Here is a 13,688-nt window from a genome sequence, read left to right on the forward strand (position 1 = left end):
TCAGGTGAAGCGCGGCGGGCGCCATGATCGGGCATGCAAGGACAGGCCACGCCCCTTTTGCGCTGATTGCCGGTAAAGCATTGGAGGACGGCCATGCTTCGCCATGGCCGTGGCACTCTTCAGGTCACGAACGGACGCGAGCGGGTACGTTCGACCCGCAGCACCAGTCGCGCCGACGCCAGCCCTGGCGCCGTGGCCTCCACGGTCAGCGTGCCCGCTGTGCGCGTGGTCTGCAGCAAGGCCATGCACAGGCCGTTGAAGGCCCGGCGATGGTCGGCCTTGTCGCTTTCGTGGCTGGACGGGTCGCCGTTGCCCACGCCGATCAGGTGGCCGGGGCCGTGGACGGCGAAGTGCACGGCGTCGCTGGCGGTCGGGACGATGCGGCCTTGCGCATCGACGATTTCCACCGCGACCACGGCGACATCCTCGGCGTCGGCCAGCAGACTGGCGCGTTCGCAGCGCAGACGCACCGCAGCTGGGGCGCCGACGGTCTCGCGGAGTTGCGTCAGCACCTGCTTGCCGCCGCGGTAGCCGCGCGCTTCGATGCGGCCGGGCGCGTAGCGCACGCGCCACTCGACGTGGCCGTAGGCCGGCACCTGCTGCAGGCCCTGGCTGACGCCGTTGACCAGCAGTTCCACCGCGTCCAGGTTGCTGTGGCACCACACGTCGACCATGCCGTTGTCGCGCTCCCCCAGCAGGCCGTCCCAGTTCCAGTGCGGGAACAGGTGCAGCACCGGCTCGGCGGTCCACTGCGCGCGGTAGTACCAGTAGTTGTCCTTGGGGAAGCCGCAGCTGTCGAGGATGCCGAACTGCGAGGCCACGTTCGGCCAGCGGTTGTACGGAGTCGGCTCGCCGCGATAGTCGAAGCCGGTCCAGACGAAGCCGCCGGCGATGTACGGGCGCTGCGCGACATAGCTCCACCAGGCTTCGGCGCTGCTGGCCCACCAGGGGTAGTCGAGATCGTAGGCGCGGGCGTAGCCGCGCACGTCGTCGGTGCGGTAATTGCCGCGCACGCCGACCGTGCTGCCGGTTTCGCTGCCGTAAACCGGGATCTGCGGATGGCGCGCGTGGAAGGCGTCCATCTGCGTGGTGCGGTAGTTGAAGCCGACCACGTCCACGACCTGGCCGACGCCGTCGTCGAAGCCCTTGTCCATGGCGAAGGTGGTGGGGCGGCTCGGGTCCAGGCGCCGCACCAGGCACTGCATGCGCGCGACGATGCGCGCGCCGCGCGCGGTGACCATCTGCGGCTCTTCGTTGCCGAGCGACCACAGCATCACGCAGGGATGGTTGCGGCCGCGCCGTACCATCGCCGTCAGTTCGGCCATGGCCTCGTCGTCGGAGGACATGCGCCGGGTCTCGTCGATCAGCAGCAGGCCCAGCCGGTCGCACAGCTCCAGCACCGCCGGCGAGGCCGGGTTGTGTGCGCTGCGGTAGGCATTGCAGCCCATCGACTTGAGCTGGCGCAGGCGCCATTCGTGCAGGCGGTCGGGAATGGCGGTGCCGACGCCGGCATGGTCCTGGTGGTTGTTGGTGCCGTGCAGCTTGTAGGCCGCGCCGTTGAGCAGCAGGCCGCGCTGCGGGTCGAACTGCAGGCGGCGCACGCCGAAGTGCGTGGTGGTCGCATCGCAGGTGCGGTCGTCGCCGAGCAGACGCGTGGACAGCGTGTAGCGCTGCGGGTTCTCGGGCGACCACGGCGCGGGCGTGCCCAGGTCCAGCGTCTGCTGCACGCGTTGCACCACGCCCGGTTCCACAGTGATCGGAACGGAGTTGGCCTGGGCGACGATGCGCCCATCCGGGGCGCGGATCACCGAGACCACACTGCACTGGCGCGGCGTCGCGCCGTGGTTGCCGAGTTCGGTCTCCACCAGCGCCTGCGCGTCGCCGCCGTCCCAGGCGCTGCGCACGTAGACGCCGTCCATCGGCACGTGCAGCGCGTCGGTGGTGCGCAGCCAGACGTGGCGGTAGATGCCGGCGCCTTCGTAGAACCAGCCTTCGCCGAGGGTGGCGTCCACGCGCACGGCGATGATGTTCCTGGCGCCATAGTCGAGCACGTCGCTGAGGTCGACCTCGAAGCCGCAGTAGCCGCTGCCGTTGCGGCCGACGATGTGGCCGTTGCAGAACACGATGCAATCGCGGAACACGCCGTCGAATTCCAGGCTGATCCGCTTGCCCAGGTCCTCGGCCGGAATCTCCAGCACGCGCCGGTACCAGCCGATGCTGGTCTGCGGATCGGTGCGGCCCAGCGGCGTGTAGCCGTGCGCGGCGGCCGGGTCTTCGCCGTTGACCAGGGCGGAGGTCGGGTCCTGGCGCGGTGGCAGCGCCACCGCCCAGTCGTGCGGCAGGTCGACGCGCTCCCAGTCGCTGTCGTCGAAGCCGAGCAGGGCCGCATCGGCGGTGTCCTTGCCGGCCTTGGCGTAGGTGCGCTGGAAGGTGCCGAAGTTGAAGTCGCGCGCCGGGTCGTCGGCGTGGCCGAGATGGAAGCGCCAGCCGGTATCGCACAGCAGGCGCTGGCGTGGCGCGTCGTCGTCCAGGTCCAGCGAGAGCGGCGCAATGGCATTGCCACCAGCGGGCGTGGCGGCCAGCGCGGCCGGCGCCAGCGCCGCGGTGGCGCCGGGCACTGCCGCCTGCACGCCGCCGGCGACCAGCGAGCGCAGCAGGTCGCGGCGGCTCAGTTCGATCATGGCTGCACGTCCGCTGCGGGCGCGGCGGCCTTGTCGGTGACCGGTGCCGGTCGGTAGGCGTGCTGCATGAAGCCGATGCCGGGCAGCAGCTCGTTGCCGTGGCGGAAGTCGAAGAAGCTGGCGTTCTCCCACGAGGAGCCGACGCCCCAGCGGGTCTTGCAGGTGTTGCTGGTCCAGGCCGGCTCCCAGTACACGACGCCGCTGCCGCCGTTGTCGACCACCAGTTGGGTGAGGTCGACCAGGTAGTTCAGTTGACCCTGCGGGGTGGCCGGGTAGCCCTTGATCAGCGAGTCGGCGCCGAGCAGGTTGGGCGAGGCGTCGCCGCTCTCCAGCGTCCACGGATAGGCGGTCTCCACCACCATCACCTCGGCCGGATAGCGCAGCCGCAGGCGCTTGATGGTGGCGCCGAGCTGGTCCATGGTCTCGCGCGACCACTTGCGGTAATAGCTGATGCCGATGAAGTCGAAGTCGCGCACGCCGGCCTTGGCCGCGGCGGCGAACCACGGCTCCACGTTCTCCGGCTGGGCGATGTGCAGCATCACCTTGGGCTTGATCGTCGAGCGTGCGCCGGCATCGCGCACCGCCTGGATGCCGGCGTTGAACAGCTTGGCGTTGCGGGTCCAGTCGATCGGCCGGCGCTTGTCCCACGGCTGGCTGTCCATCAGGTCGGAATTGCTCTCGTTGCCCACCTGCACCAGTTCCGGCATCAGCCCGGCGCGGTCCAGCGCGCTCAGCGTGTCGTAGGTGAAGCCGTACAGCGTGCGCGCCAGTTCGTCCTGGTCGGTGATCGAGGCCCAGGCCTTGGGGATCAGTTGCTTGTCGCCGTCGGCCCAGTCGTCGGAGTAGTGGAAGTCCAGCAGCACCTGCATGCCCTGCGCGCGCGCCCGGCGGATGGTCTTCTTGACGTCGCTCAGGTCGCTGTAGCGGGTCCAGCGCGCATCGTTCCACAGGCGCACGCGCACCAGGTTGGCGCCGTGCGCGTGGAACAGCTCGAACGGGTCGCGCACCGTGCCGTGGTCGCGGTACTGCACGCCGCAATCCTCCATCTCGTTGACGTAGGACAGGTCGGCGCCCAGGTACAGCGTCCCCGCGCCGGCCAGGGGCGCGGCGAGGGCGGCGGCGAGGGCCAGCGCGAGCGCCGGCAGCCAGGTGCGTTTGGATCGCATGCGGGTCTCCACCGGCTCAGAACGTGTAGGTCGCTTCCAGCGCGAAGCGGCGCCCGAACAACTGGTAGCCGCCGTCGTCCTGGTTGGCGAGCCGGTTGCGCTTGTTGTCGCTGTAGGCGCGCAGCGGTTCGTTGGTCAGGTTGCCGACCTGGAACTTGAAGCCCAGGTGCTCGCTGTAGCGCCAGGCCAGGCTCAGGTCCACCGTGCCTTCGCTTTCCAGCCGCGCCAGCCGCGCCGCGTTCCAGCCGTACACCACGGTGTAGGGGCTGTGGTACTTGTAGCCGATCCGCGCTTCGAAGCTGCGGTTGTTGTACCAGAGGTCCAGCGTGCCGGTGTTGCGCGCCAGGCCGCTGAGCGGCAGCGGATTGTCCGCCGGCGAGAACTCGTCCAGGTTGGATTCCACGTACGAATAGTTGGAGTAGATGCCGAAGTTCTCCATGTGCGGGATGAAGAAGAACGGGGTCTGGAAGGTCAGCTCGGCGCCGTTGATGTAGCCGCCGCCGCCGTTGAACGGGCCGCTGATCAGGTAGTCGCGGCCGTCGATGGTCTCGTGCTGGGTCTTGTAGCCGATGCTCGAATCCACCCACTTGCGGTACAGCGCCAGCGCCGCCAGCGCCTCCTTGTGGAAGTACCACTCGTAGGACAGGTCGAGCTGGGTGGCGCGGAACGGGTTGAGCTGCGGATTGCCGCCGCTGCCGGTGAGCTGGCCGACGGTGGTGTTGGGGTCGTCGAGCGCGCGCCCGGTGCGCAGTTCGTCCAGCGGCGGCCGCGCCATCACCTTGGCCACCGACACGCGCAGGATGCGCTCGGGATCGATCAGGAAGTTGACCGTGGCGCTGGGCAGCACGTCGGTGTAGGTCTTGCCGGCGCTGCTCGGCTGCACCACGCCGCCGACGGTGTCGTAGCCATGGCTGTCGGTGTCGGTGTGGACCACGCGCACGCCGGCGTTGCCGGTGACGTCGACGCCGAACCACTGCGAACTGAACACGGCCTTGGCGAAGGCCTCGCGCACGTTCTCCTCGACGTTCCAGTGGTCCAGGCGCTGTTCGGTGGCCAGGCTGGGATCGAAGCCGCCGAAGCCGAGCTTGGCGATCGCGTCCAGGTCGCCGCCGGTCAGGGTCGGCACGTTCAGATCCGGCATCGTCACCGGGTAGATCAGGTCCTGGTAGGCCGAGATCGGCTGGCTGTAGCCGGACTGGAAGCTGGTGAAGTGGCGGTTCTGCTTCTCGCGGCGCGCGGCGCGCGCGCCGAACTCCAGCGCGGTGACCGGCGAATCCTCGATCGCGCGGCTGGCGCTCAGCGCCAAGGCGGCGATGCGGTCGCGCAGCGCCTGCGGTTCGGTCTGGCCGCTGATGCCCCATTCCGGCGCGTCGGAGCTGGTGCCGATGGTGGGGGTGACGCCATGGCGGAAGTCGAACGACACCGTGTCCGGATTGCTGCCGAAGCGCACCGCGCGCCAGTCGTTGTCGCGCTTGGCCTGTGAGAACGACAGGTCGCTGCCCAGCGTCCACACGTCGCCGCGCCACTTGGCGTTGAGGCCGCCGGCCGCCAGCGTCTTGACCTCGTTGTAGTTGGCGATGACGTGGTCCACCTGCAGCTTGGAATTGGCCAGGGTGCCGGCGACCACGTCGCCGTCGACGATGGTGTAGGACGAGCCGGGTGTGGTGTACGGATTGCTGGCCGAGTAGATGCTGTAGCCGAGGTTGTTGAACCAGTTCTGGCGCTGGTCCTCGTCGATGCGGATACGCGAGTACAGGCCGTCGAGCTTGAGTTCCAGGTTGCCCGAGCGCCACTGCACGGTGCCCATGGCGCCGGTGCGGGTCTGCTCGGTCAGCTTGAGCTGGTCGGCCGCGCCCCAGGGGGTGTAGTCGACCTTGCCGTCGCCATCCACATCGCGCGCGTTGCTGGCGTCGGTGTAGCCCCAGCTGCCGATCGAGACGCCGGCGTTCTTCTGCTTCTGGTAGGTGGCGCCGAGCGCGACCGCCAGGTTGTCGTTGATGCGGTGGATCCAGCTCGCACCCAGGCGCTGGCCCCACGGCGAGTAGTCGCGCGCGTCCTTGGCCTCGTCGTAGTAGACCGGCCCGGCGGTGGCGACGAAGGTCGGGCCGGTGTGGTCGAGCGGGTTGATGGTGGAGATGTCCACGGTGGCGGCGATGCCGCCGGCGATCAGGTCCGCCGACGGGGTCTTGTAGACCTTGACGGTGGAGACGATCTCGGTGGGGAAGACTTCCCAGCGCACCGCGCGGTTGGGTTCGGAAGAGGCGATCTCGCGGCCGTTGACCGTGCCCATGGTCATGCGCGGGCCGAGGCCGCGCACCGTGGCCAGGCTTTCGTTGCCGCGGTCGCGGGTGCCGTTGACGCCGGGCAGGCGCACCAGCGCCTCGGCCACGGTGACGTTGGGCATCTGCCCCATGTTGTCGGCGGAGATCACCTCGACCACGTGGTCGTCGAGCTGCTTGGCCTGCACCGCCTGTTCCAGGCTGGCGCGCTGGCCGACCACCATCACGTTGTCCAGGGTGACCGGTTGCTGGCCATTCTTGGTGTCGGTCGTGGCATCGGTCTTTGCGGGTGGCGTGGTCGCCGGATCGGCGGTGGCGCTCTGTGCGTGCGCGGCGAAGCTGGCGGACAGGGCCAGGACGATGGCCGCGCCCAGCAGGTTGCGGGCAGCAGGGCGGTGCGCGCGCCGGCCGAGCGGGCGACGGGACTGTTCCAAAGGCATTTTTGTTCCCTCCCAGGACAAAAAGTGACCGAGCAAGTTGGCGCAGGCCGGGGGTCCGGTCCTGGGTGGGCATCGGCAGGCTGGCGTGCGTGGCTGCAGGCTGTCCTGTTCGTTGTCCTCGATGTCGTGTCTATCGGCGTGGAAGGGCGTGCGTGGCATGTCCGGCGGCGACACCGCGGACATCCCCTTTCGCCGCCTTGGCGCGCGAGAGACCGGGAGCGAGCATAGAAGCGACAGGCATTCCATTCCAATGAAGCATTTGCCGAGGGCTATCTCGTTTTGGAATGGATGTCGCGCGCTGCGTCTACGTCCTCCCCGCGCGACGCTCAGGCCGCGGAGGGCAGCGCCTGCAAGTCGAGCAGGGCGGCGGCTGCCGCGCCGAGGCCGCGTTCGCGGTGGCGCAGGACATGGAAGGTGCGTTTGGCCAGGGCCACCTCGATGCCCTGCAGGCGGCCGCTCTCCAGCCACGGCGCCGCGGCCAGCTGCGAGATCGCCGCCAGGCTGTGCCCGGCCTGCACCGCCGACAGCACCGCTTCGTTGGAGGGCAGGGACAGCGCCACGCGCAGGCGTTCCGGGGCGATGCCGGCATCGCGCAGCGCCGCCTCGAACGCCGAGCGCGTGCCCGAGCCGGGCTCGCGCATGATCCAGGTGCTGTCCGCGACCATCCGTGCCAAGCCGAGGCGGCGGCGCCCGGCCAGCGGGTGGTCCGGTGCGGCCACCACGCGCAACCGGTCGTGGTCCAGCGGCGAACTCAGCAGTTCCGCGACCTGCACGCGCCCCTCGACGAAGCCCAGTTCGGCGCGCCCCTCGCGCACCGCGCGCGCCACGCTGTCGGTGTTGCCCACGCTCAGGCGGATCTCGATCTGCGGATAGCGCGCATGAAACGCCATCAGCCGGGTCGGCAGCCAGTAGCTGGCCACGGTCTGGCTGGCGTGCAGGTCGAGCGTGCCGCGCAGCACGCCGCGCCATTCGCTCAACGCCAGTTCGGCGGCGCGGCTGCGCGCTAGGATCGCCTTGGCGTCCTCGCAGAACGCCGCACCGGCCGCGGTCAGCACCAGGCCGCGGCCGACCCGGTCGAACAACGCCACCCCGTACTGCCGCTCCAACGCCTTGATCGCGGCGCTGGCGGCCGAGGGCGTGCGATGCGCGGCCTGCGCACCCAGGGTCAGGTGCTGGCGCTCGGCCACCGCCACGAACAGTGCGAGTTGTTCCAGGGTCATACGGCTACCGTTCTGGTTTGTCGAATGAAGTGTGCGTAATTATGCGATGGAGCGAAACGATTTGCAGGCGCAGCCTGTCGCCACCTCGATCCGGATCGCTCCCATGCACGCGCCACTGCACAGATTTTCCAGCCTGCTGCCCGGGCTGGCCCTGGCCATCGGTGTCGCCGCTTTGGCCTGGCTAGCCGAGCGCGCGCAACTGCAGTGGCTGGGCCGGCGCTGGATCGATGCGCTGGTGTTCGCGATCGTGCTCGGCACGCTGCTGCGCACGGCATGGCGACTGCCGCCGTCTAGCCACGCCGGCATCGCCTTCGCCGCCAAGCTGCCGCTGGAAGTGGCCATCGTGCTGCTCGGCGCGTCGGTCGGGATCGGCGCCATCGGCGCGGCCGGTGGCCTGTTGCTGGGCGCCATCGCCGCGGTGGTGCTGTTGGCGATCGCGCTCGGCTACGGTATCGGTCGCGCGCTGGGGCTGCCGTCGCGGCTGGCCACGCTGGTGGCCTGTGGCAACGCGATCTGCGGCAATTCGGCGATCGTGGCGGCAGCGCCGGTGATCGACGCCGACTCCGACGACGTCGCCGCGGCGATCGCGTTCACCGCTGCACTGGGCGTGCTGGTGGTGTTGCTGCTGCCGCTGGCGGTGCCCTTGCTGGGCCTGGACCAGCGCCACTACGGCATCCTCGCCGGTCTGACCGTGTACGCGGTGCCGCAGGTGCTGGCGGCGACCGTGCCGGTGGGTGCGCTGAGCGCGCAGGTCGGTGCGCTGGTGAAGCTGATGCGGGTGCTGATGCTGGGGCCGGTGATGCTGCTGCTGGGTCTGGTCCGTGGCGGAGCGCCGGCGCAGCGGCGTCCGGCACATGCACTGGTGCCGTGGTTCGTGTTCGGCTTCGTCGGCATGATGGGCCTGCGCGCGCTGGGTGTGCTGCCGGCACCGGTGATCGAAGCGGCGCAAACGCTGTCGCTGCTGTTCACCCTGGTGGCGATGGCCGCGCTGGGCCTGTCGGTGAACCTGCGCACGGTGCTCGCCTCCGGTGGCCGTGTGCTGGCGGCCGGCACCCTGTCGCTGCTGGCGCTGGCCAGCCTCAGCGTGCTGCTGCTGCGCTGGTTGCCGTAGGTGCCGCGGCCCAGCGCGACGCATTCGTGGTCAATCGCCGTGGATGCGGCCGCTCTCGCCGGCGCGGTACAGCGTGCCTTGCGGGTCGCGCGCCGGCTGCGCCTGCCGCTGCTGTTCGCTGCGCAGCGCTGAGAGCCGGTCGGCCAGGCGTGGCAGCAGGTGGGCCATCGCCACGTTGGCGCTGGCCAGCAGGCCCACCTTGACGTCGCGGCCGCCGTGTTCGGCCGCATGCAGGATCGCCTCGGCGACGCGCAGCGGTGCGATCGTCGGTTTGGGCAGGGTCGGTTCCTCGCGCAGGTAGTTGCGCGCATGCTGCGGATACGGTGTGTTCACCGCGGTTGGCTGGATCAGCACCACCGACACCGGTGCGCCATCCAGATGTTCCAACTCGATCCGCAAGGTATCGGTGAAGCCTTTCACCGCATGCTTGGACGCCGCATACATGCCCTGTAGCGGAAGCACTGCCTCGGAGGCCTCGCTGCCCAGGTTGATCAGGGTGCCGCGCCAAGCGAGCAGATGCGGCAGCGCGGCCATCGATCCATGCACCACGCCCCAGAAGTTCACGTCGAACAGGCGCCGGCTGTCGCCCTCGTCCACGTCGGCGAGCTTGCCGTAGATCGCCACGCCGGCGTTGTTCACCCAGGTATCGACGCGGCCGAAGTGCCGGATCGCCGCCGCCGCGGCCTCGTCCAGCTGCGCGCGCTCGGCGACATCGGCCACGACGGCGATCGCCTCGCCGCCGGCATCGCGGATGGTCTGCACGGTCGCGTCGAGAACGCCCTGGCTGCGCGCCACCAGCACCAGGCGGGCGCCGTGTTCGGCGGCCAGCAGCGCTGTACACAGGCCGATGCCGCTGGAGGCGCCGGTGATCACGATCACCTGTTGTGCGAGCGGAAGATGTCGCTGTGCCATGGGCTGTGCTCCGGACGTGGTGTCGTCCCAGCGTGGGCCGCGGCGCGTTGTGCGGTGTGAGGTGCGGATCGCGGTGGCGTCAATCGGTGCAGGCATCACAAGAATTGCTGCACAGCGATGGTGCGGGTGCCTTGATTCCTTCGCGTGCGCAGCATTTCGCATCGCCTGCACCCGCGTTCAACCATGCGCTCACGAGGGGCGGCAGAGCATGGCTGCACCTGTCACGCAAAAGGAAATTGTCATGCGTTCTTACCGTTCCGGTCTCTCCCTGGCGCTGCTGTCGGTCCTCGGCATCGGCCTGGCCCACGCGCAGACCGACACCTCCGGCCAGGCCGGCACGCGCGATCCCGCCGCGATGCAGCAGAACACCCCGTCGACGACGGCATCGCCGGCGTCGACCAGCATGCAGGGTGCGCGTTCGGCGGCGCTCAACGAAAAGCAGGCGCTCGGCGTGCTGTCGGCGATCAATACCAGCGAGATCGGCGCCGGCAATCTGGCCTTGCAGAAGCAGGTCAAGGGTCCGGTGCGCGACTACGCGATGCAGATGGTGAAGGAGCATTCCGACAACAACGCCAAGATCGCGCCCTGGGGGCCCGACACCAAGGCCGGGCCCGCGCAGCAGCAGATGCAGAAGGGCAAGGCGGAAGCCGGCAAGCTGCAGGCATTGGACGGCGATCGCTTCGAGCAGGCCTACGTGGCGGCGATGGTCAAGGATCACCAGGCCGCCCTGCAGATGCTCGACAGCACCCTGATCCCCGCGGCCAAGACCCCGGAAGTGGCCGCGCATCTGCGCACCACGCGCACGCATGTGGCCGAGCACCTGGCCAAGGCGCAGCAGCTGCAGAGCGCCGGCGCGGCGCCGGCCGGTTCCACCCGCTGAGCCGCGCGACGGGTCGCGGCCGAGGTGCCGCGACCCGTACCGCGATCATTCCGGTCCTGCCAGGAGCTTTCCCATGCGCGAATCCCCGGCAACCGACGCGGTCGTCACCCTGGACGGCACGCGCTTGGTGCGCACGCTCAGCATGCTGGGCGAACCCCATCAGATCCTCGATGCCTGGTGCGACGTGAGCGTGCAGCAGCAGGTCCTGTCTGGACTGGCCGAACTGCAGTCCGGCGATGGCTACGCCTCCCGGTGGCGCCTGCACCTGCCGCTGGAGCGCCACCTTGAGCTGGACTACCGGCGTGGCGAGGCGTGCCTTGGCGAATCGGTGCGTTACCACGGCAGTGGCGAGCACGGGTTGCAGTTGCAGACCACGCTGAGCGTGCGTGCGGCGCCGAATGGCTTTGGCTGCGAAACCACCTTGGCGGTGGAATATCGCGTCGAGGGCGGCATCGTCGCCCAGGCCGTGGCCAAGCTGGTCGGTGCCGCGCCAGATGCGCTGGTCGGCAAGGTGCTGCACCGGTTCAAGGCCTGGATCGAGTGCGGCGAAGTGCCGACGCTGCGCGACAACCCGTCCGCGCGCGGACTCGATCACCACGAACACTAGGGGTTTGCCATGCGCGCACTGTGCTGGAACGGCGTCAACGATCTGCGGGTGGAGACAGTCCCCGACCCGCGTATCGTCAATCCGCGCGATGCCATCCTCAAGGTCGGCCTGAGTACCACCTGCGGCTCGGATCTGCATTTCATCGATGGCTACCTGCCGACGATGCGCGAAGGCGACATCATCGGCCACGAATTCATGGGCGAAGTGGTCGAGGTCGGACCGCAGGTGCGCAACCTGCGCGTCGGCCAACGCGTGGTGGTGCCGTCGTTCATTTCCTGCGGCGAGTGCTGGCACTGTGGACGCCAGGAATTCTCGCTGTGCGACAACACCAACCCCAATTGGGAAATGCAGGAGCCGCTGCTGGGCTATCCGACCGCCGGCATCTACGGCTACACCCACGCCTTCGGCGGCTACGCCGGCTCGCACGCGGAGTTCATCCGCGTGCCGCATGCCGATGTCGGCTGCTTCCCGATCCCGGACGAGGTCGACGATGAGGATGCGCTGTTCCTGTCCGATGCCGGCCCCACCGGTTTCATGGGCGCCGACTTCTGCGCCATCCAGCCCGGCGCCACCGTGGCGGTGTGGGGCTGCGGTGGCGTTGGGCTGATGGCGCAGCAGAGCGCACGGCTGCTTGGCGCCGAGCGGGTCATCGCCATCGACCGCCTGCCCGAGCGCCTGGCGCTGGCGCGCGACGTGCTGGGCAACGAGGTGATCGACTACAGCGCCGTCGACAGCGTGGTCGAGATGCTGCGCGAAATGACCGGTGGACGCGGCCCCGATGCCTGCATCGACGCGGTCGGCATGGAGGCGCACGGCACCGGTCTCGGTTACGCCTATGACCGGGTCAAGCAGGCGCTGCACCTGCACACCGATCGCGGCCAGGCGTTGCGCGAGGCGATCCTGGCCTGCCGCAAGGGTGGCACGCTGTCGATCCTCGGCGTCTACGGCCTGATGGACAAGTTCCCGCTGGGTGCGGTGATGAACAAGGGCCTGACCGTGCGCACCGCGCAGCAGCATGGCCAGCGTTACGTGCCGCGCCTGCTCGACCTGGCCCGCAGCGGTGCGTTCAAGACGCGCTTCCTGGCCACGCACCGCATGCCGCTGGACGAAGCGGCGCGCGGCTACGAGATGTTCAAGCACAAGCACGACGGCTGCGTGCGCGCGGTGTTCGTCCCGGGGCAGGCGGCCGCGCCGGCGGTGTAATAGTCTCCGCGCAGGCGGCGGCTTAAGGTGGCGGCATCTCCTCCGCATCGTCGCCGGTCGCCCCATGGGACACGATCACAGCCACGCCCCCGCCGAAATCCGTCACGAGCAGCCTCTGTGGTGGGCGCTCGGCCTCACCGCGCTGTTCCTGGTGGTGGAGGTAGCGGGCGCCTTCGTCACCAACAGCCTAGCGCTGCTGTCCGATGCCGCGCACATGGCCACCGATACGTTGGCGCTGATGATCGCCTTGGTGGCGGTGCGGCTGAGCCGGCGCCCGCCCGATGCCAGGCGCAGCTACGGCTACGCGCGGCTGGAGGCGCTGGGCGCGCTGGTCAATGGCGCACTGCTGTTCGTGGTCGCCGGCTACATCCTGTGGGAGGCGGTGCAGCGGTTCCGCCAGCCGCAGGAAATCGCCACCGTCGGCATGCTCGGCATCGCCGCGTTCGGCCTGCTGATCAACCTGATCTCGATGCGCCTGCTCAAGGCCGGCAGCGGCGAGAGCCTCAACATGAAGGGCGCCTACCTGGAAGTGTGGAGCGACATGCTCGGCTCGGTCGCGGTGATCGTCGGTGCGCTGGCGATCCGCGTCACCGGCTGGAAGCTGATCGATCCGATCCTGGCGGTGCTGATCGGCTTGTGGGTGCTGCCGCGGACCTGGGTGCTGCTGCGCGAGGCGATCAACGTGCTGCTGGAAGGCGTGCCCAAGGGCGTGGACCTGGATGCGGTGCGCGGCTACCTGCAGTCGGCGCCCGGCGTGGCCAGCGTGCACGACCTGCACGTGTGGGCGCTGGCCTCCAGCACGCCGGCGCTGACCGCGCACGTGGTGGTGGCCGAGGGCGGCGACGCCGATGCCCTGCGCGCTGCGCTGTGCGATGGCCTGCATGCGCGCTTCGGCATCGACCACATCACCCTGCAGATGGAAGCCGGCCATTGCGGCGCCACGCCGTGCGGCGCGCCGGCCGCGGCGGGCGAGGGTGGTGGTCATGGTCATCATGGGCATGGGCATGGGCATGAGGGCCACGATCATGGTCATGCTCATCCCGCACACGGGCACGGCCACATGCGTGGGCATTCGCACCCGTAAGCAACGCTGCTGCGTGATGGCGTTCGTGCAGGTGCGGTGGTTCGGGATTTGCCGTTGGCGCGGACCCAGAATGCCGAGTGCGGCTGAAGGGCGCCTGCAGCGATC

At 69.4% G+C, this 13,688-nt stretch carries 10 protein-coding genes; 5 read left to right on the plus strand and 5 right to left on the minus strand.

Features of this window, described 5'->3' with window-relative positions:
• Nucleotides 1–119 precede the first annotated feature (119 nt).
• The 4 genes from galA to GGR71_RS05730 form a co-directional block, all read right to left on the minus strand.
• Entirely contained in the window at nt 120–2,681 is a 2,562-nt protein-coding gene (gene galA, locus GGR71_RS05715; RefSeq protein ID WP_160963623.1) for a beta-galactosidase GalA, read from the minus strand.
• On the minus strand, nt 2,678–3,847 hold the full coding sequence (locus GGR71_RS05720; RefSeq protein WP_160963625.1) for a glycoside hydrolase family 53 protein: 1,170 nt from the start codon (nt 3,845–3,847) through the stop codon (nt 2,678–2,680). Before GGR71_RS05720 ends, galA begins: the two co-directional genes overlap by 4 nt.
• A 16-nt stretch (nt 3,848–3,863) precedes the next feature.
• Nucleotides 3,864–6,566, minus strand: coding sequence for a TonB-dependent receptor (locus tag GGR71_RS05725; protein WP_237474650.1), 2,703 nt, complete (start codon nt 6,564–6,566; stop codon nt 3,864–3,866).
• A 326-nt stretch (nt 6,567–6,892) separates the two neighbouring features.
• The gene (locus tag GGR71_RS05730; RefSeq protein WP_160963627.1) at nt 6,893–7,786 is read right to left on the minus strand and encodes a LysR family transcriptional regulator; all 894 of its coding nucleotides are present in this window, start codon (nt 7,784–7,786) and stop codon (nt 6,893–6,895) included.
• Between the two features lie 103 nt (nt 7,787–7,889).
• Between GGR71_RS05730 and GGR71_RS05735 the strand changes: the two genes are divergently transcribed.
• Complete coding sequence (locus GGR71_RS05735; protein WP_160963629.1) at nt 7,890–8,897, plus strand: YeiH family protein; 1,008 nt, start codon at nt 7,890–7,892, stop codon at nt 8,895–8,897.
• Nucleotides 8,898–8,927: 30 nt separating this feature from the next.
• On the opposite strand, the gene GGR71_RS05740 is transcribed toward GGR71_RS05735, so the two are convergent.
• On the minus strand, nt 8,928–9,809 hold the full coding sequence (locus tag GGR71_RS05740) for an SDR family oxidoreductase (protein WP_160963631.1): 882 nt from the start codon (nt 9,807–9,809) through the stop codon (nt 8,928–8,930).
• 355 nt (nt 9,810–10,164) lie between these two features.
• On the opposite strand from GGR71_RS05740, the gene GGR71_RS05745 reads away from it, so the two are divergent.
• From GGR71_RS05745 to GGR71_RS05760, 4 genes are all read left to right on the plus strand, one after another.
• Entirely contained in the window at nt 10,165–10,689 is a 525-nt protein-coding gene (locus GGR71_RS05745) for a DUF4142 domain-containing protein (protein ID WP_184451843.1), read from the plus strand.
• Between the two features lie 73 nt (nt 10,690–10,762).
• Nucleotides 10,763–11,296 (plus strand): SRPBCC family protein, encoded by a 534-nt coding sequence (locus GGR71_RS05750; RefSeq protein WP_160963633.1) that lies wholly within the window; start codon nt 10,763–10,765, stop codon nt 11,294–11,296.
• Between the two features lie 9 nt (nt 11,297–11,305).
• Nucleotides 11,306–12,499: a zinc-dependent alcohol dehydrogenase gene (locus tag GGR71_RS05755; RefSeq protein ID WP_160963635.1), complete on the plus strand. Its 1,194-nt coding sequence runs from the start codon at nt 11,306–11,308 to the stop codon at nt 12,497–12,499.
• A gap of 64 nt (nt 12,500–12,563) precedes the next feature.
• Nucleotides 12,564–13,583 (plus strand): cation diffusion facilitator family transporter, encoded by a 1,020-nt coding sequence (locus tag GGR71_RS05760; RefSeq protein ID WP_160963637.1) that lies wholly within the window; start codon nt 12,564–12,566, stop codon nt 13,581–13,583.
• The last annotated feature ends 105 nt before the right edge of the window (nt 13,584–13,688 follow it).

Source organism: Xanthomonas sp. F1 (assembly GCF_014199855.1).

What these genes read in the sequence shown, in the direction of transcription:
- GGR71_RS05750 (WP_160963633.1), top strand. Translation starts at nt 10,763, where the DNA reads ATGCGCGAATCCCCGGCAACCGACGCGGTCGTCACCCTGGACGGCACG.
- GGR71_RS05755 (WP_160963635.1), top strand. Translation starts at nt 11,306, where the DNA reads ATGCGCGCACTGTGCTGGAACGGCGTCAACGATCTGCGGGTGGAGACA.
- GGR71_RS05745 (WP_184451843.1), top strand. Translation starts at nt 10,165, where the DNA reads ATGCAGCAGAACACCCCGTCGACGACGGCATCGCCGGCGTCGACCAGC.
- GGR71_RS05760 (WP_160963637.1), top strand. Translation starts at nt 12,564, where the DNA reads ATGGGACACGATCACAGCCACGCCCCCGCCGAAATCCGTCACGAGCAG.
- GGR71_RS05725 (WP_237474650.1), bottom strand. Translation starts at nt 6,566, where the DNA reads ATGCCTTTGGAACAGTCCCGTCGCCCGCTCGGCCGGCGCGCGCACCGC.
- galA (WP_160963623.1), bottom strand. Translation starts at nt 2,681, where the DNA reads ATGATCGAACTGAGCCGCCGCGACCTGCTGCGCTCGCTGGTCGCCGGC.
- GGR71_RS05730 (WP_160963627.1), bottom strand. Translation starts at nt 7,786, where the DNA reads ATGACCCTGGAACAACTCGCACTGTTCGTGGCGGTGGCCGAGCGCCAG.
- GGR71_RS05735 (WP_160963629.1), top strand. Translation starts at nt 7,890, where the DNA reads ATGCACGCGCCACTGCACAGATTTTCCAGCCTGCTGCCCGGGCTGGCC.
- GGR71_RS05720 (WP_160963625.1), bottom strand. Translation starts at nt 3,847, where the DNA reads ATGCGATCCAAACGCACCTGGCTGCCGGCGCTCGCGCTGGCCCTCGCC.
- GGR71_RS05740 (WP_160963631.1), bottom strand. Translation starts at nt 9,809, where the DNA reads ATGGCACAGCGACATCTTCCGCTCGCACAACAGGTGATCGTGATCACC.